At 71.2% G+C, this 17,235-nt stretch carries 13 protein-coding genes; 1 reads left to right on the top strand and 12 read right to left on the bottom strand.

The genetic code is table 11. The features are described from left to right. Window positions 1–3 precede the first annotated feature (3 nt). The 8 genes from grrM (QQG74_RS03005) to QQG74_RS02970 all read right to left on the bottom strand — a co-directional run bounded on the left by grrM (QQG74_RS03005) (window position 4) and on the right by QQG74_RS02970 (window position 8,578). Window positions 4–1,194 carry a cyclophane-forming radical SAM/SPASM peptide maturase GrrM/OscB gene (grrM, locus tag QQG74_RS03005; RefSeq protein WP_341718762.1) on the bottom strand — a complete coding sequence of 397 codons (1,191 nt, stop codon included), beginning with the start codon at window positions 1,192–1,194 and terminating at the stop codon, window positions 4–6. A 7-nt stretch (window positions 1,195–1,201) separates the two neighbouring features. Then, entirely contained in the window at window positions 1,202–2,419 is a 1,218-nt protein-coding gene (grrM, locus tag QQG74_RS03000) for a cyclophane-forming radical SAM/SPASM peptide maturase GrrM/OscB (protein ID WP_341718761.1), read from the bottom strand. A gap of 14 nt (window positions 2,420–2,433) precedes the next feature. Then, window positions 2,434–2,727: a hypothetical protein gene (locus tag QQG74_RS02995; RefSeq protein WP_341718760.1), complete on the bottom strand. Its 294-nt coding sequence runs from the start codon at window positions 2,725–2,727 to the stop codon at window positions 2,434–2,436. 232 nt (window positions 2,728–2,959) lie between these two features. Continuing rightward, window positions 2,960–5,092 (bottom strand): radical SAM protein, encoded by a 2,133-nt coding sequence (locus tag QQG74_RS02990; protein WP_341718759.1) that lies wholly within the window; start codon window positions 5,090–5,092, stop codon window positions 2,960–2,962. A 10-nt stretch (window positions 5,093–5,102) separates the two neighbouring features. Beyond that, window positions 5,103–6,503, bottom strand: a complete 1,401-nt coding sequence (locus tag QQG74_RS02985) for a TfuA-like protein (RefSeq protein ID WP_341718758.1) — start codon at window positions 6,501–6,503, stop codon at window positions 5,103–5,105. After that, window positions 6,496–7,662 carry a YcaO-like family protein gene (locus tag QQG74_RS02980; RefSeq protein ID WP_341718757.1) on the bottom strand — a complete coding sequence of 389 codons (1,167 nt, stop codon included), beginning with the start codon at window positions 7,660–7,662 and terminating at the stop codon, window positions 6,496–6,498. Before QQG74_RS02980 ends, QQG74_RS02985 begins: the two co-directional genes overlap by 8 nt. Window positions 7,663–7,689: 27 nt before the next feature. After that, window positions 7,690–8,064 carry a hypothetical protein gene (locus QQG74_RS02975; RefSeq protein WP_341718756.1) on the bottom strand — a complete coding sequence of 125 codons (375 nt, stop codon included), beginning with the start codon at window positions 8,062–8,064 and terminating at the stop codon, window positions 7,690–7,692. 151 nt (window positions 8,065–8,215) lie between these two features. Then, on the bottom strand, window positions 8,216–8,578 hold the full coding sequence (locus QQG74_RS02970; RefSeq protein WP_341718755.1) for a hypothetical protein: 363 nt from the start codon (window positions 8,576–8,578) through the stop codon (window positions 8,216–8,218). 342 nt (window positions 8,579–8,920) lie between these two features. On the opposite strand from QQG74_RS02970, the gene QQG74_RS02965 reads away from it, so the two are divergent. After that, window positions 8,921–9,703 (top strand): MerR family transcriptional regulator, encoded by a 783-nt coding sequence (locus tag QQG74_RS02965; RefSeq protein ID WP_341718754.1) that lies wholly within the window; start codon window positions 8,921–8,923, stop codon window positions 9,701–9,703. A gap of 7 nt (window positions 9,704–9,710) precedes the next feature. Here QQG74_RS02965 and QQG74_RS02960 read toward each other — a convergent pair whose 3' ends face one another. Genes QQG74_RS02960 through QQG74_RS02945 form a run of 4 tightly spaced genes read right to left on the bottom strand, consistent with a single transcriptional unit; the run spans window position 9,711 to window position 17,220 of the window. Beyond that, window positions 9,711–12,743: an ATP-binding cassette domain-containing protein gene (locus tag QQG74_RS02960; RefSeq protein ID WP_341718753.1), complete on the bottom strand. Its 3,033-nt coding sequence runs from the start codon at window positions 12,741–12,743 to the stop codon at window positions 9,711–9,713. 24 nt (window positions 12,744–12,767) lie between these two features. Beyond that, window positions 12,768–14,951, bottom strand: coding sequence for an NHLP family bacteriocin export ABC transporter peptidase/permease/ATPase subunit (locus tag QQG74_RS02955; protein ID WP_341718752.1), 2,184 nt, complete (start codon window positions 14,949–14,951; stop codon window positions 12,768–12,770). After that, complete coding sequence (locus QQG74_RS02950; RefSeq protein ID WP_341718751.1) at window positions 14,948–15,757, bottom strand: hypothetical protein; 810 nt, start codon at window positions 15,755–15,757, stop codon at window positions 14,948–14,950. The genes QQG74_RS02955 and QQG74_RS02950 overlap by 4 nt, the downstream gene beginning before the upstream one ends. Further along, the gene (locus tag QQG74_RS02945) at window positions 15,754–17,220 is read right to left on the bottom strand and encodes a SagB family peptide dehydrogenase (protein ID WP_341718750.1); all 1,467 of its coding nucleotides are present in this window, start codon (window positions 17,218–17,220) and stop codon (window positions 15,754–15,756) included. Before QQG74_RS02945 ends, QQG74_RS02950 begins: the two co-directional genes overlap by 4 nt. Window positions 17,221–17,235: the final 15 nt, after the last annotated feature.

Genomic DNA, 17,235 nt, shown 5'->3' with positions numbered 1-17,235 from the left:
CCTTTAGTCGAGTTTACTGCCGGACGTGGCCGGCGGACCGGAAGGCTCGAAATGATCTTTCAGCTCGTCCACGATGACGTCGGTCAGGGCCTGCCGGTGCAGGCGGCAGGTGAGCGTCTCGGTGGCCCGGAAGGTGCCATGTTCGGTGAACCGGTTGGACTGGAACGCCGCGCCGCAGACCGGAAAGTAGCTGCACTCTTCCCGGCAGCGGCTCCGTCCCACCGCGATGTCGCGGTGCAGTCGCTGGAACGCGACGCCGCGCGCCACCTGAGCGGGCGTGTCGGTCAGGACGTTGCCCAGCACGAACGACTCGTACTCCCGGCTCGGCGTGGCGGCCAGTTCGGGCGAGAAGGTGCCGACGGCGCCGTCGCGGCGGATGGTGAGGATCCGGAAGGGTACGGTCTCCGCTGGCTCGCGGACGAAGGCCGCGTCCTGGCGCAGCCGCTCAAGGCAGCCCAGCAACTGGTGGAACTCGCGGATCTCGATGCTGCACCCACCGGTCCACCATCTTTGCCAGATCCGTTTCATGAACGCCACGTAGGACTGACGGATCTCACCGAGGCCCGCCCGGAGCAGTTCCGAGCGGAGGTACACGCCCTCGGACTCCTCGACGTTGAAGCCGACCGACGCGAAGCCGGCCTCGACGAAGAAGTCGTAGATCCGGTCCGGGAACTCGAACGATCCGCGCCGTAGGACGCAGATCGCCCCCGGCGAGATCCCGTGATCCCGCAAGCGGCGGTAACCCGCCATCACCCGGGCGTGCGTGCCGCGGCCCGACCGGGTGCGTCGGCTCCGGTCGTGCAGATCGGCGGGCCCGTCGAGGCTGAGCCCGACCTGGACCCCGTACTCGGCAAGCAGTTCGCACCAGCGGCGGGTGAGCAGCGTGCCATTGGTCTGGATGACGTGCCGGAGCCGCACGTCCGGCGGGGCGCGTTCGGCGAGCACGGCGAACGCGCGCTGGTAGAACGCCAGACCGGCGGCCAGCGGCTCGCCCGCGTGCCAGTGGAACTCGATCTCACCGGGCGGAAGGTCACATCCGAAGATGAAGTCGGCGCTCGCGTCGAGCACCTCGGCGGTCATCACGGCCCGGTCGCGGCGGTCCGGTACGTAGCAGTAGGCGCAGTCCAGATTGCAGCGGGCGGTCGGCTGGACGACCACGGTCCGGGGCTGCACCTTCGGCACGGCGAGACTCATCGGCGCCCTAGCTGTCGCCCACGCCGGTGGTCAGCTGCACGCCGCCCGACCGGAGCCGGCGGCTCTCCGATGCCAGCTCGCCGACCACGACGTCGGCCAGCGTCTGCCGGTGGAGCCGGCAGGTCAGGGTCTCCGTGGCGTGCAGGCTGCCGTGCTCGGTGAACCGATTCGACTGAAACCCGCCGCCACACAGCGCGTAATACTGGCAGCCGCTTCGGCAACGGTCCTGCCCGATCGCCACGTCCCGGCGCAGTCGCCCGAACGCCGCGCTCCGCGCCACCTCGGCAGGTGTGTCGACGAGCACGTTGCCCACGATGAAGTCGCCGTACTCCCCGCTCGGCGTCGATGCCAGTTCCGGCGAGAAGGTGCTCAGCCGCCCGTCGCGGCGGATCGTGAGGATCGAGAACGGCACTGCTTCCAGCGGTTCCCGGACTCGCGCGGCTTCCTGCCGCGTCCGCACGATGCCGCCAAGCATCTCGTGGAACTCCCGGATGATCATCTTCGAGCCGTCGGCCCGCCAGCGCTGCCACATCCGCCGCATGAACGAGTCATAGGACGCCCGGAGCTGATCCGGGCCGATGTCCCGCAGTCGCGAGTGGTGGTAGACGCCCTCGGATTCCTCCACGTTGAAGCCGACGGATCCGAATCCCGCGTCCCGGAAGAACTCGTACATCCGGTCGGGCCAGCTCAGCGACTCGGGCGTCAGGACGCACAGCGCCCCGGGTGACAGCCCGTTGCGGCGGAGCAGGTGGTAACTCCGCATCACCTTGGCGTGGGTCGCCCGACCGGACCAGGTTCGCCGGTTCGCATCGTGGATCTCCGCCGGGCCGTCCACACTCAGGCCCGTGTCCACCTGGTACCTGACGAAGAGGTCACACCAGGACTGGTTCAGCAGGGTGCCGTTCATCTGGAGGATGTGCCGCACCCGCAACCCCACCGGGGCACGCTTGGCGATCAGGGCGAAGGCCCGCTCGTAGAAAGCCGGTCCGGCGGCAAGCGGTTCGCCGGCATGCCACAGAAACTCGATCCCGTCGTCGGGGAGGTCGCACGCGAACACGAACGAGACCGCCGCGTCCAGCACCTCGTCGCTCATCAGCGCCCGGTCCTGCCGATCGGGGAGGTAGCAGTAGGTGCAGTTCAGGTTGCATCGGGCGGTCGGCTGAAGGATCACCAACGCGGGCCTGACGGACGGCGCGCCGAGCATCGTGCGGATGCTTTCGTTCACGGGTCGCCGTCGCCCTACTTCGGCGGGGGAGACTGGCCCCAGGTGTTGGTCCAGGTGCCGGTGTCGCGGAAGGCGTTGTTCCAACTCGACTGGTTCCAGCGCGCCAGATTCGCGAGGTCCGAGCCGGGTATCGACGTCTCGGCGTACGCGGCGGAGAGCGCCCGCGCCGAGTCCGGATTGCCGCTGGCCACCACCACCAGTAGTTCAGGGTCGATTTCCGCAAGCCGCTCCCGCAGGTTTCTGCCGACGGCGCTTCCGATGTCCCGCACCCGGCTCAACGGCGCTTCTTCGCTCTCCTGCGCGGTCACTTCTCCTCCAGTGGCACTTCCGGACACCGCCGCGACGCGGAAGTACGCCTGAGGCCGGGTGTCGAGCGATGTGATGAGCGCTCCTCCGGAGCCATCGTGGGCCCCTCCGAAGTCAACTCATGCTACCGAGGAAAGGAACATTTACCTGCAAAAGCGGCGATCGGATCACCGCCTCGGTTCGCCGCGTCGCGTCCACCGCCTCGGTTCACCGGGTCGGTTCACCGCGTCGCGTTCACCGGGTGGGTTCGGCGGGGGCCGGGAGGCGGTGCCGGCGGATCAGCCGCTGCCCGATGAAGGTCCGCCAGACCCGGTCGGCGACCGCCGGCTCGACGATCCAGAGCCGGCGCTGTGCCTCGGCCAGGGTGAGCGGGGCGGTGAAGAGATCCAGGAACAGCCGGCTGCTGCGGTTCAGCGCGAACACCTGCCCGTCGGCGCGGCGGAACAGATGCCGGCCCGCCGGCAGGTCGCCGGGGACGCCGTCCTGGTCGTCCGACCGCAGCCGCCGGTACGCCTCCCAGACCTGTTCGTCGCCGCAGTCCACGAAGGTGCCGTTGGCGAGGAACTGGGTCTGGTCATCGGTGTCGTGCCGGACCCGGTCGTGGGCGAGTACGCCGCGCACCGCCGTGCCGTAGCGGTCGTGGTAGAAGAACGTGTGCGGGGTGTCGGTGCTGCCCAGCCACGGCCGGTGGAAGTGCCCGGGGTTGAGGCCGGCCTTGGCCTGGGCGACCTCGGCCTGCGCCGCCTCGGTCACCGGCTCGTCGTACCGGAGCACCCGGACGATGTCCGAGCCCGCCACCGGCCGCACGTTGCTGATGCCGAACCGCTCCGGCTCCTTGGCGACGATGGCGCCCGGGGTCAGCATGAATTCGCCGAGCCCGCCGAGGGTCCACAGGTCCGGGTTGTCGCGCAGGAACGTGATGCTGTCCAGCGCCTCGTCGCGGGTCTCGGTGGGAAAGCCGGTGAAGCCCATCATCTGCACACCGATGTTGGCCTTGGTCATCGCGGTCATGGTGCGCCGTACCTGCGCCGGCTTGGTGCCCTTGTCGATCAGGTCGAGAATGCGCTGGTTGCCGGACTCGAAGCCGACCGAGACGGCCACGCAGCCGCTGCGCCGCAACAGCTCGCAGCGCTCGTCCGACCAGTACTTCTCCAGCCGGATCTCGGCGCCCCAGCGGATGTCGAGCCCTCGTTCGACGACCTGCTCGGCGAAGCGCAGGATGGTCGCGGGAGCGAGCACGTCCACCGAGAAGTAGATGAACTTGGCGAACTTCGACAGCTCGGTGACGTCTGCGATCATCGTGTCCACCGGGTCCTGCCGCCACGGGCTGGTGGGACCGTCGGTGTTCAGGCCGTAGTCGCAGAACGTGCACTTGTTCCAGTAGCAGCCCCGGGTCGGCGAATAGTAGACGAACCGCTCCGGGCTGAGGTAGAGATCCCAGGGCAGGCCGGAAAAGTCCGGGACCGGCACCTGCGCCAGGCGCTCGTAGCGCAGGGGCAGTTGGCGCTGGCGGCCGTACTTCGGGTGCAGCCGCACGTTTGGGTGCCCGGCCGGCAGCGTGCCGGTTGCCACCGCGTCCAGGATCTCGGTGTACGCGCTCTCCCCCTCCCCCACCACGATCGCGTCGAAGTCGGCGAGCACCTGGAAGACGTACTCGGGCCGGCTGGCACACTTCCAGACGTCGGAGATCTCCGTGCCACCCGCGATGAGGAAGACGTCCGGGCAGGCCCGCCGGACGAGTCGGGCGATCCAGAGCGCGAACGGCAGCTGCCACTGATAGGTGGCGCTGATCCCGATCACCTGGTGCCCGCCCGCGACCAGCCGCGGGATCAGCACGTCCTCGTAGTACGGCTGGAACGGTCGGTTGAGCCGGCCGAGCACCGTTTCGTCGGTCAACGCGGCCACCGAGCCGATCGAGATCATCGGCGGCGGCTGGAGCCGGAAGCCGGCCCGGAACTGTCCGGGGAAGCCGATCGTGCCGAGCGCGTCCATCCAGGAGATCACGCCCTCGACGGCGTCCTGGTAGTGCCGGTAGTCGTAGAACAGGACCGGATCCTGCAAGGTCCCGATCGACCGACGCAGCCGCTCCGGATCGGGGTCGGGCAGGCCGAGTTGATTCGCCCGGGCCATCAGCGCGTCCGGGCCGCCGAGGTCGTCGACCGAGAGCCGGGACAGTTCCCGCCGCAGCCACTCGTACGCCGACGGGGTGTACGAGTGATGGAACGCCTCGATGTTGGCGTCGATGATCTCCGCCGGCCGGTGCCCCTGCGCCCGGGCGTACGAGTCGAGGTAGTTCAGGGAGTGGTATCCCGAGGTGGGATCGGTAAGCGGGGGATAGATCAGCGCCGCCTGCACCGTATCGCTCATCGACTCCTCCTCAGCCGACCCGGGCCACTGCACCGGCCAGGGTTTCCTCCTGCGTACGCGCCAGCGCCACCGCCGGCAGCTGCGGGGTGCCGAACGCCTTGACGTATGCCACAAACGGTTCGGCGGCGTACCGGAACGCCGCCAGGTCGACGAAGCCCCGGTCCCACGCCGCCGCCTCCAGCTCGTCGGCGGCACAACCCCACAGCCGGGCGAAGCACCGGTCGACGACCTCCGTGCGGAAGTGCAGCCGACCGCCCGGGCGGCGGAGCCCGGTGGTACGCGGAACGAGCGTCTCGTTCAGCGCCGCCGCGGTCGCCGCGACCTGTCGCGCCGCAACGAGCATCGCGGGCGTACGCAGTGGCGCCGCGACCATCCACAGCGCCAGGCTGCGGTACGGCGTGGTGCCGAACGCCCGCACCAGCACCCGCAGCACCGCCTCGTGATCGGCGAGACCGCGTTCCCGGTCCGTCAGCCAGTCCCACCCGCTCGGCGGCGTACCGGTGAGCCCTCGTTCGCGGGCGACCTCGACGGCGCGCTCCTCGACCGTCGGGTCGGCGAGGTCGACGCCGGCCAGCCCGGCCAGCACTGCCCGCCGGTGCCAGGCCGGCGCCTCGGGGTGCAGCAGCATCAGCGCGGCGGCGGTCTCCCGGTCGCTGACCCGGTGCCCGCCTACCGTTTCCCCGGCGAACCGCGATCGCCAGCTGTCGAGGAAGCGGGTGTGCAGGTTGTCGATCGGCTGGTCGGCGGCGTGCGCCGGACACAGCTCGGGCGAGTTGTCCGCCGCCATCGACAGCAGCAGCCGGGCATCGGCGCCCTTGGCGTCCCAGGGGTCCCGCCGGTACCAGGTCAGGAACCGGTCCACAATGGCTGCCGCCTCGGGTGGCGCGGTGCGTTCCAGTGCGCGGTACGACCGCCGCCGGAAGGGCAGCTCCCGGCCGATCTCCAGCAGCAGCGCGGCCTCGGCGGCGGTGAGTACGCCGGCGGCGACCGCGCGGCGCAGCGCGAGCCGGATGTTCACAAGCGGCTCGCTGAACGTGCGGTGACCTTCCTCGGCGGACCCGTGCACCACCGCCACTTCGTCGTCGCCGGTGATCACGCCGTCGCGGTAGAGCTGGAACACCTCGCCCACGCCACGCATCCCGAACGGCCACAGCTCGGTGGCGCGCAGGGCGCCCATGCTGGCGGCGCCGGCCACGGTCACCCCCCGGTCGAGCAGGTCGAGGATCTCCCGGTGGCGGACCGGCGGGTGTTGCAGGAAGAACCCGTCGATGACGAGGACCCGATCGCCGGGGCCGACGTCCAGGCGGAGCAGGTCACCGTGCGCGACGGGCGGCAGCACCTCCGCGTCGGGCAGCAGCCGACCGACCTCGCCGGCCGGCAGGCTCGGACCGATGAAGACGACGTCAGTCACGGGGCACTCCTGGTCGGGTACTCAGCGCCCGCTCGTCGAACATCCGCAGGCCGGGGGCGAACACCTTGCTCACCGGGATACCGATGTCGTCGTGCGTCAGGTCGACGCTCAACGGTTCGACGCCGGTGATCCGCTGCACCCGCGCCGCCAACTCGCGCAGCACCTGGCTCACGTCCCCGGTGGGCGGGCGGTCCCGGCGTACCGGATGGACGGGCCGGTCGACGGTGGGCGGCGGCACCGGCGGTGCGCCGACGTCGTGGTACGCGGTGGCGTCGATGTCGTCCCGGGCACCGGAGACCATCACCAGCCGCGACTGGGCGGCCTCCGCCATGGCTCGACCGACGGCGATCTCCGGGTCCACGTGGCAGCCGAAGCCACCGAAGGTGACCGGCAGATCCGCCGACCAGATCGAGGCGGCATAGCAGGGTACGCCCACCGCGTTTGTGATGTCGCAGACCTCCACCCAGCAACCGGCCTGCCGCAACGCCTCGTACACGGTGCGGGTCATCGCGTTGGTGGCGGTGCCCGGGTCGGTGTAGGTGCGCTCGGCCAATGCAGAGGTGCAGTACGGGGCGATGCAGTCGCGTTCGACGACCTCCAGCAGGGCGTGCAGGCTGGCCTCGGCGAAGGTGTTCCCGGTGGCCAGTCCGTTGCTGCTGGGGCTGAAGAGGGCCCGCTCCCAGCCCCGCCGGACGGTGAAGTCGAGTTCGATCGTGGCGCGGGGCACCAGGCAAGGCGTGCCGGTCACCAACCCACGGCCGGCCACCCAGTCGAGTACGACGGCAGGAGTCAGCGGCGACCGCTCCGCCAGGTGCAACCAGCGGACGTCGTACGGCAGGTCGAGTGCCTCGGCCGGGGACCGGACGACGGTCCCCGGCCGGAGGTTCTCGGCATGCCAGGACTCGATGCTCTCCATCACCGCGCTGACCCGCGACTGCGTCGCCGTAGCGCCGGTGCCGACGCTCACCGCCATGGTGGCTCCGACCGGCCGGTAGGCGACGTGCACCGGTAGGCCGATCTCGTCGAGGCGGGTGATGTCGGCGACCCGCGTGATCCGGAACCGGTCGAGCATGCCACCGACCCGCTGCCAGGTCTGCTCCACGGTGGCCGTCCGGTAGGTGCCGGATCGGAATGCGATGGTCTCGGTCGTGTCAGTCATCGAGGCTCCCGGCGTGGTGGGGGGAACTCAGATGATCAGGACGGCGATGATGTTCACGTTGTTGTCGGCCGCCGGGGGCACGCCACCGGCGATCGTCTCCAACTCCGCCTCGCTCAGCTCGTTGAGGTCGACCAGGGGAACCTCGGGCACGTGCAGTACGTGCCGGCCGGGAGTGCCGGACCAGTCGGCGACGATCTGGTCCTTTGTGTAGAGCGTGGCGGGCTGGGCGCGGTCGACCTCGACCACGGCTCCGGGGTCCACCGGCAGGCCGGCCGCTGTCGCGTAGCCGGTCGGGTCCGCGAGGAGCCGTTCCAGTTCCTCGTCACTGCGCCACACTGCGGTGACCAGCTCCGAGTACTTGGCCACGAACCTCGCGCCATATTCCTGCTCGTCGTTGCTCATCGTTCGGGTCCTTTCGTCGGTGGATCAGCGCGGGACGTACGACGAATTGCTGTGCCGAGAACGCTAGGAAGATAGGTGTTCGACAATCAACGATTTCGGCTGACTGCCACCAGAATCTGCCGCGCCGGCCGATCCACGGCAGACATCGGTGTCAGGTGCAGCAGCACGGACAGCAGCAGGCGCAGCTGGAGTCCAGGCCGGCGACGACGCTGTCCAGCTCGTCCTCGGCCAGCTCCGCCTCGCTCACCGGCTGCAACGACGGCACGAAGAGCACGAAGACGCCGGTGCTCGCCGCCGACTCCCACGACTCGACCTGAACCTCCAGGTCAGGTTCGGTGTCACCGGCGTCCCGAACCACCCGGACCTGCACCTGCTCGGGCAGCCGAAGCCCGTACCCGGCCAGGAACCCGCGCGGGTCCCGGTCGAGCGCCTGCTCCTTCACCGGGTCGGCCCAGACGTCGGCGACCAGCCGGCTGTACGCGGCCACGAAGACCGCTCGATCGACAGGTGTCATACTCCCGCTCCCTTCGATGGTCAGCCGCCGGTGACGACACCAGGGCGGCGACCGGCGGTGCGTTGGGTTTACCGAGCGCCGGCCTCGCCTCATCGTGGGTCACCGGCCGACCCGATCCGCGCGCCGAGTGGGAATTTCATTGAATGTGGCCGCGAAAAGGTCGCGCTGCGGCGAAAGCCGGGTAATTGGGAATCAGCGACCAACGGCGGATTGCGGATTCTAATGATTGCCACCACTGGAGACAAGTAGTAGTTCCTCGTCTGTCCTTGGCCCGTGGCCCGCCCATACGCTGCAATCGGCGGATCGCTACCCCGACAGCGGTTCGACGGGGTGCCGTGTGCCGTGACCGAGTTGCCGGAGGCCACCGTGACCATCGACGAGGCCAGGACGGCCGTGGGAACGACTCCTGGTGGCGCGGCCGGATACACCGTGGAGCAGCTCGCCCGCAAGGTTGGCATGTCCGCCCGCAACATCCGGGCCCATCAGGCTCGACGGCTGCTGCCCCCGCCGGTGCGACACGGTCGGGCCGCGTTCTACGACGACTCCCACGTACGCCGGCTGGACGCGATCCTCGCCCTGCAACGGCAGGGCTTCAACCTCGTCTCCATCGAGGCGATGCTCGGCGTCCGCGCCGGTGACGAGGCACCCGACGGGCTGACCGCGATGCTGCACCGGCTGGCGGCCGACCATCCCGCGTTGGCGCACGCGTTGACCCGCCATGGCGTGATCGGGCGGGCCACCGACGGCACCGTCCGCACCGTCCGGCCCCGTCCGCTGCGCGCCGCACTGGACCTGCATCGGGTCCGGATGGGCACGGTGCCCGCCCTTCAGACCCTCAGCGAGGTACTGGACAGCCTGCGCCCGGTCGCCGACGAGCTGGTCGCCGCCGTCACCGCGCGGATGTTGGCCCTCGCGCCGGAGCTGGTGCGCGGCGGCGCCCAGTCGTCCTGGGCCGACCTCGACCGGGAGACGCTGTTGCTGACCCGGGGGGTGGTCAACCTGCTCACCGAGGCGTTCCGGCTGGCCGTGGAGAACCAGGCCGAGGCGCATGTCGCGGAGCTGATGGAGAACCACCTCGACGCGGACGTGTGCCTGGAGGACAGCTCGGTGATCGACAACGGCTGACGGGCCATCAGCCCGTCGCGGGTTGCCCGTCGGGCTGCCGGCCCGCCGGCATCGCGTCGGAGCCCTCCGATTCGACGAGCAGTTGCCGTCGCGCCAACCGGTGGAACAGCCCTTCGGGTTGGTCCATCAACTCGTCGTAGCTGCCCCGCTGGACGATCCGTCCCGCTTCGAGGACCACGATGGTGTCCGCGGCGCGGACCGTGGACAGCCGGTGGGCGATGATCACACGGGTCGCGGCCAGCGCTGCGGTGCTCCTGGTCACCATCTCCTGGGTCCGGTTGTCCAGCGCGCTCGTCGCCTCGTCGAAGAAGATGATCCGGGGCCGGGGAGCCAGCGCGCGGGCGATCAGCACCCGCTGGCGCTGCCCGACGGAGAGCGTCCCGCCGCCGAACGGCACCATCGTGCTCATGCCCATCGGCAGCGCCTCCAGGTCGCTGGCCAGGCCGGCCATCCGCGCCGCCTCCCAGACCTGGTCCAGGGTGAAGCTGCCGGCACCGCAGATGTTGTCCCGTACCGAGCCGGCGAAGAGCTGGCCGTCCTGGAGCACCACGCCGCACTGCCGACGGACCGCATGCACGTCGAGTTCGGAGAGGTCCTGGCCGTCGTAGAGCACCGCGCCCTGCTGTTGGCGTTCGAAGCCGAGCAGCAGCCGGAGCAGCGTGGACTTCCCGCAGCCACTCGGTCCGACGATGGCGACGAACTCGCCCGGACGCACGTGCAGGTCGATGTCGACGAGCACCGGCGGCTCGTCCGGTTGGTAGGCGAAGGTGAGCCGGTGCAGCGCGATCTCGCCCCGCAACTCACCGGGGTCGACCCGGTCCGGGCGGGCCTCCGGTTCGGCACGCAGGATCTCCCGCAGGTTGCCCAGGCGGGGCACTGCCGCGATCACCTCGACCCCGGCGGCCACCAGCACCAGCAGCGCCCCGAGCAGCATGGCGAAGCCGACGTTGAGGATGAAGAAGTCGGCCGGCGGTACCCGGCCGGCGAGCGGCCCCATCAGCACCGCGAACAGGATCAGTTGACCGGCGACCGGCAGCACGGTGGCGAAGGCGACCAGGCCCGCCTGGCTCTGCCGGACCCGTTGCAGCGCCGCCCTGGCCACCGCGGCCAACTCCGACCAGCGCGCATGGGCCCGCGCCTCGGCGGCCGCCAGCTTGATCTTGACGATGCCGCCGAGCAACTGGTTGGTCATCGCCGCCGCCCGGTGCTCGGCCGGCAGCGCGGACCGTTGCTGGCGGACGATAAGGACGGCGAACGTGCCGAAGACGAGCGCGGTGACGGCGACGATGCCGACTCCCCACAATCCGAGCACCGGCTCGACCAGCAGGAGCATGCCGAGCGTCACTACGACGGTCGCCGCCGCCGAGACGATCTGCGGCAGTAGCGCGCTCAGCGCCTCACCGACGAACGAGATCCCCAACATCGAGTTGGCGATCTCACCGCTGCTGCGGCTGGTGAAGAAGCGGGCCGGCAACCGCATCAGCCGGTCCCAGATCGCCAGCTGCGCGCCGGACTGCAACCGGCCGTCCAGGCGCAGCAGCCGCAGGTTCTGCACCACCCCGACCAGCCCGGCGACCACTGCGGCACAGAGCATCAGCCCGACGAAGCCGAGCAGGCCGTCGACCTTGCCCTGCCGGGCCAACTGGCCGAGCACCTCGCCGGTGGCCAGCGGCACGCCCAGGCCCAGTAGCGCCACGCAGGCGGCGGCGAACAGCAGACCCCGCACGTCGCGGGCGGCCCCGAACAGCCCGGCCCGCAGCAGGTGACGCATCCGGGCGGCCAGCGGCAACGGCGCCTGCACCTGGGTCGCCTCGGCGGCGATCCCGGCGGCGAACCCCGCGTCGACCGGACCGTGCGCCCGGGTGTCCGGATCGACGTGGTGGTAGCGACCGCGATGAAACAGCAGCGGCACCGCGACGGCGGGCTGAGCGTCGTCGCCGACCCGCCACCCCACAAGCGGCCCCAGATCCTGCCGCCACCAGTGGGCCGGAAGCTGCACCTCGCGCAGGAACAGGCTCGACGCCCGGCACACCGCGTGTACCGCCACCCGATCGTCCAACGGGGTGCGGCTGCGGTCGGTCGGCTCGTGGACCGGGCTACCCATTCCCTCGGTGACCACCCGGATCACCGAGACCGCTCGCCCGTACCGGTCGAAGTCGGGTGCACTGGCCGGAACCGGCACCGCCTCGCCCGCGCCGATCACCCCGATCGACCGACGGGCCGCCGCAGCGACCACTGCGGCGTCGGCGTCCCGGCGGCGTGCCACCGTCCGCAGCAGGGCCGCGTCGGCCTCCTCGATCCGGGTCTCCACCATCCGCAGCAGCCGGGCCACATGCTGGTCGACCGCCGACCGGAGCTGACCGGTGACCAGCAGGTCCCAACTGCCGAGGCTCTCCACCGCGCACGGCGACTCGGCCACCACCCAATCGCGGCCGACGATCAGCAGCAGCTCCTGCTCCCCCGACATCTCCGCCGGACCGCCACCGTTGCGCCGCAGCTGACCACCGGCACTGCGCAGCCACCAGGCGCCGCTGACTGAGGTCAGGGCGCTCCCCTCGGCCAGCGACACGATCTCGCGGCCGTGCAGGGTGGACGCCTCCCGGGGCGCCTGGCCGCGACGCATCGCGTCGGCGATGCTGACCAGCACCAGGTCCACCGCCGCGACCAGTTCCGTGGCGGCCGTCCGCGCCCGCAGCGCTGCCCCCTCCGCCGGGGCATGGTCGAGCCGGACGTGCCGCTCCAGCAGGGACAGGTGCCGCCGGGACAGTCCGCGCAGCTCCGTACCGGGCAGCGGCACCAGGATCAACTGCCACGCGCCGAGCGCGGTGGACGTCGGCACCAGGCCGCCCGCGGGCAGCCGGGCCACGTGGTGGCGACGCGAGGGGCTCAACCCGGCCCGACGCACCGCGAACAGGTCGGCCTCGCCACCGGTCACCAGCCATCCGGCCACCGGGCCGTCCAGGCGACAGACCTGGCGTACGCCGTCGCCGCAGAAGCCGATCAGGCCACCGGCCGGGGGCTCCTCCACCGCGCCGCTCATCAGCGTCTCCTCCGATCGCCGTGGTCAGTGGTCCTGGATCAGGCGCGCGTACGCCCCGTCCCGCGCAACCAATTGCTCGTGGGTGCCACGCTCCACCTCCCGACCGCCATCCAGCACGACGATCAGGTCGCAGTCGCGGACCGTGGACAGGCGGTGGGCCACGATCAGGCAGGTCGCCCCGCGTCGGCGCAGGTGCAGGTCGATGCGGCGTTCGGTCTCGGCGTCCAGGGCGCTGGTGGCCTCGTCCAGCACCAGCACCCGGGGGTTGCGGACGAGCGCGCGGGCGATCTCGAGCCGTTGCCGTTGCCCGCCGGAGAAGTTCCCGCCGTTCTCCCGTACCCGGCTGGCCAGGCCGCCCGGGCGGGCCGCGACCTCGCCGTAGAGGCAGGCGTCCGTCAGCGCGGTGACGACGTCCTCGTCGCCAACCGTGAGGTCCCACATGGTGACGTTGTCCCGGACCGTCCCCTCGAACAGCCGCTGGTCCTGATCCACCATGGCGACGGTGGCCGCCCAGAGGCCGTCGTCGACCTCCGCTCGTTCAGCCCCGTCCACCGTGACGCGGCCGGTCCACGGACGGTAGAGCCCGGCGACCAGCCGGCCCACCGTCGACTTGCCACTGCCCGACCGCCCGACGAGCGCCACCCGGGCACCCGGCGGCAGGTCCAGGCTGAAGTTCTCAAGCAGTGGCCGGCCCAGCGGGTTGTAGCCGAAGGTGACCTCCTCGATGCGCAGGTGCCCCTCCATCGGTGTCATCGGCCGAACTGGGCGGTCCTCGGCCGACGGCAGTGGATACCGCTCCACGTCGCGTAGCCGGTTGAGGTCGGCGCTCACGTCCTGCAACCGCGAGCCCAGCGCGGTCAGATTGCCCAACGGCCGGTTCATCGCCACGGCCAGGCTCTGCATGCCGACAAGTACGCCGACGGTCATCGCCTCCGCCACCACCTGACGGCTGCCCAGCCCCAACAGCACCGCGGTGGTCGCCGAGGCGAGGAACACCGGCAGGACGGAGAGCACCGCGGTGGGCACCCCCAGCCGCTGTTGCCGGGAGGCGACTGTCGCGTGACGTGCCGCGAACCGGGCCACCGCCCGCTCCTCCTCACCGCCGGCCTTCACCGTCTCGATCATCTGGACGGTGGTGTAGACGGTGGTCACCAGTTTGCTGCGATCCGCCTGGAGTCCGACCACGGCCGTCGACCGGGTCGAGGCGACGTAGCGCAGCACACTCACGTTCAGCCCGGCCAGCACCACCGCACAGAGTCCGAGCAGCAGGTCGTACTGGCAGAGCAGGGCCCCGTACGCCAGCACCAGGGCGGTGTCCACCACGGTGGTGGCCGCCCGGCGGGTGAGCACCTCCGCGACCGCGTCGTTGCTGCGCACCCGCTGGCCGAGGTCGGCGGCCTGCCGCTGGTCGAAGAAGGTCGGCGGCAGTCGCAACAGATGTCGGAAGAACCGGGTGGCGCTGGCCAGGGCGAGCGCGGTCTCCGCGCGTACGGTCAGGCGTTGCTGAAGCAGGCTGGCCAGGAAGGTCAGCACGGCGGCGACGGCCACCGCCGCCACCAGGCCGGCGAACGCCGCCCGGTCCTCCTGCAACAGCACCCGGTCGACGAAGACCTGGGCCATCACCGGGATGGTCAGACCGACCACGGCGATCAGCAGACCGAGCAGCAGCATCTGCGCGATGGCCGACCCGGGGCCACGCCACCGCTCGGCCAGCGCCCGGACCATCCGGTAACGGGTGCCGCCCCGCTGGAACTCGGGGCCGGGCTGCATGGTGAGCACGATGCCGGTGAAGGCGCCGTCGAACTCCGCCCAGTCCACCGCGCGGGGGCCGGTGGCCGGGTCGTTTATGAAGACCTTGCGGCCGAGCCCTTCGAGCACCACGAAGTGCTCGAACCGCCAGAACAGCACCGCCGGCAGCGCCACGCTGGCCAGGCCGGCCAGGTCCATCTGGAAGCCCTTGGCCACCATCCCGTACCGGCGGGCGCCCTTGAGCACGGTGGCCGCGGTGGAGCCGTCGCGGCTCACCCCGCACACCCGGCGCAACTCCTCCAGCGGTACGTGCCGACCGTGGTGGCCGAGCAGGATCCCGAGGGCGGCGGCACCGCACTCCACCGCTTCCATCTGGATCAGGGTGGGGGTGCGGACCCGGCGACGCCGGATTCGGGGAATCTCCGGCGAATCTCCGGCGGCGGTCGTCGGCGCGCTCATCGCCGCAGCAACCAGTCGATGGGGTGCTCCCGGTCCACAGTGAACCAGGCGGTCACCTCGCTTGCCGAGTTGAGCTGGAACGGCGGCGGGGACCTGGTCCACCGTAGGCCGCCCGGAGCGGCCGGGTCGGGCTCCAGGGCGACCGTCACCCGGACGACGCTGCCCCGGGCGAGCAGCCGCCGGACGTCCGGGCCGGTGCCCAGGAAGGCGCGCAGCGACGCCTCGGTCTCCGGGAAGGCACCGACCGTGGTCACCTGGCCGGCCAGGGTGCCGAACACGTTGCGCGGCGCCGCTGCGGCAGCCACCTCCACGGGTATGCCGGGTTGCAGCAGCGGCGCGGCGACGGCGGGGGCGTAGACGACTGCTTGCAGCGCGTCCCCGGCGGTGTCCAGCCGCTCCAGATCGGCAAGGTGGGTGCCGGGGGTGACGATCTCACCTTCGGAGACCAACCAGGCGACCACGTTGGCGTCACCCGGCGCCGTCTCCACCCGGACCTTGCCGTCCACCGTGCGCAGGCTGTAGAGCGGGGTGCCCTTGGGCACCCGCTGGTGCGGTGCCGCCCACACCTTGGTGATCTGACCGCTGTCGAGCGCGTCGAGTGCGGAGATCCCGTTGGAGTGGATCAGCACCCCGGCCGCCTCGACGGTCCGCGGCACCACCGCGCGTACCGACCAGACAGCCGCGGCGACCACGACGATGACCAGAGCGGCGGTGGCCAGCCAGCTCGGCACGGTGGTCAGCCGGACCGCCCGGTCCAGTTGCTCAGGCGCCTCCAACTGGCGCAGCGCCTGCCGCCGGAACTTCATGGCCGGCCTCCCGCTCCGGCCGGGTCGGCGGTGCGGCGCGAGCCGAGAAGGAAGTCCGCCACGCTCGGTTCGACGAGCGGGTCCAGCCCGGACAGCTCGGCGAAGGCGTGTGAGTCGCCGGCACCGAGCGCACACGGTGCCAACCCCATGGCGGTGGCCACGAGATACATCTGATGGGTCAGCACACCCGCGTCCTTGAGAATCATGGCGTAGCTCATCCCTTCGTACTTCCACATCAGCCGCTGGACCCGGGCGGTGACCACCAGGACCGTCTGGGGCGGCCGGGGCATGGCACCGGCCGCCCTGGCGTACGCCAACAGCCGGTCGGCGGCCGACCCCCAGCCGGCGACCGGCTCCAGCCGGTGCCCGACCGCGTCGTAGTGGTAGAGCCCCGCATCGAGCCCGGCGCAGCGCGCGACAAGCGGATAGATCTCCAGCTCGTAGACCGCGCCACCACCCGGATAGGGCCGGTGACCGACCTCCTGTCCGCCTGCCTCGCCGACCACGGTGGTGTGCTGCGAACGGTGCAGGAATTCCGCCAGCCGGTCCAGGGACAGCGGTGCGTCGTCGTCGTGCTCGCGCACGGTGCGCCGGTCCGCGACGACCTGGCTGAACGCGGGATCCGCCTTGGCGATCGTGGTCAGGTCCGGCAGCGGCAACTCGACCGCCCGACCCCCGCCGTACGGGCGGCGCAGCGGTTGCGGCGCGAAGCGCTCCCGCATCCGGTAGGTGCCGCCCACCGGCAGCGCGTGCCGGCCGGCCCGGGAACGATTGTGCAGTCGCAGTTCCTCCGGCGACCAGTAGGCCAGCGGCACGGCATCGCGTTCCGCCTCGAACTCGGCGTCGGTGACCAGGATCCGGGCGGTGACCAGTTCGTCGAGCACCCGACCGGCGGCCTGCGGCGACACACCGAGCAGGCGGGTCACGGTCTCGAATTCGACGCCCGGCACGGCGGCGGCCAGTAGCCCGCCGAGGGCGGCGTCGGCGCAGCCGACCGTGAGCAGGCTCAGCGACGACGCGGCCACGAGCATGTCCCGGTCGTGCTGGAGGGTGGCGAAGCGGGACAGCCGGTAGCGGACCCCTGGCGTGTGCGGGCGGCTCTCCGGCAGACTGCCCCGACCCAGGCCGGTGGGCATCAGGTCGAGCAACGCCCGATCGTCGACCTGGACGCGGCGGTCCAGCCAGGAGTGGGCGAGCAGCCGACGCAGCAGCAACTGCGCCGGCAACACGCGACTCTCCCCCTCCAGGCCGCTGACCAACCGGCCCACCTCGACATCGCTCACCCAGTCGTCGGCGAGCCGCAGCAGCAGCCCGCGCCGGCCCATGCCGGGTTGCTCCAGGGTGAGCTGGAAGCGGGTCTGCCGCAGGATCAGCGAGCCGTCCGCGCCGAGCCGCAGCTCCGCGTCGCGACGCAGCCGGTACGACTCCTGGATCGGCGGACCGCCGACGGGGGCGTTCACCACGACCGCCGGCCGACC

This window comes from Micromonospora sp. FIMYZ51 (genome assembly GCF_038246755.1).
GTDB lineage: Bacteria > Actinomycetota > Actinomycetes > Mycobacteriales > Micromonosporaceae > Micromonospora.
The sequence above is the reverse complement of the archived record's forward strand: the minus strand, read 5'-3'. Positions and strand labels throughout refer to the sequence as shown.

Coding starts and splice junctions, on each gene's coding strand:
- grrM (WP_341718762.1), bottom strand. CDS start 1,194: ATGAGTCTCGCCGTGCCGAAGGTGCAGCCCCGGACCGTGGTCGTCCAG.
- QQG74_RS02990 (WP_341718759.1), bottom strand. CDS start 5,092: ATGAGCGATACGGTGCAGGCGGCGCTGATCTATCCCCCGCTTACCGAT.
- QQG74_RS02980 (WP_341718757.1), bottom strand. CDS start 7,662: ATGACTGACACGACCGAGACCATCGCATTCCGATCCGGCACCTACCGG.
- QQG74_RS02975 (WP_341718756.1), bottom strand. CDS start 8,064: ATGAGCAACGACGAGCAGGAATATGGCGCGAGGTTCGTGGCCAAGTAC.
- QQG74_RS02970 (WP_341718755.1), bottom strand. CDS start 8,578: ATGACACCTGTCGATCGAGCGGTCTTCGTGGCCGCGTACAGCCGGCTG.
- QQG74_RS02960 (WP_341718753.1), bottom strand. CDS start 12,743: ATGAGCGGCGCGGTGGAGGAGCCCCCGGCCGGTGGCCTGATCGGCTTC.
- QQG74_RS02955 (WP_341718752.1), bottom strand. CDS start 14,951: ATGAGCGCGCCGACGACCGCCGCCGGAGATTCGCCGGAGATTCCCCGA.
- QQG74_RS02950 (WP_341718751.1), bottom strand. CDS start 15,757: ATGAAGTTCCGGCGGCAGGCGCTGCGCCAGTTGGAGGCGCCTGAGCAA.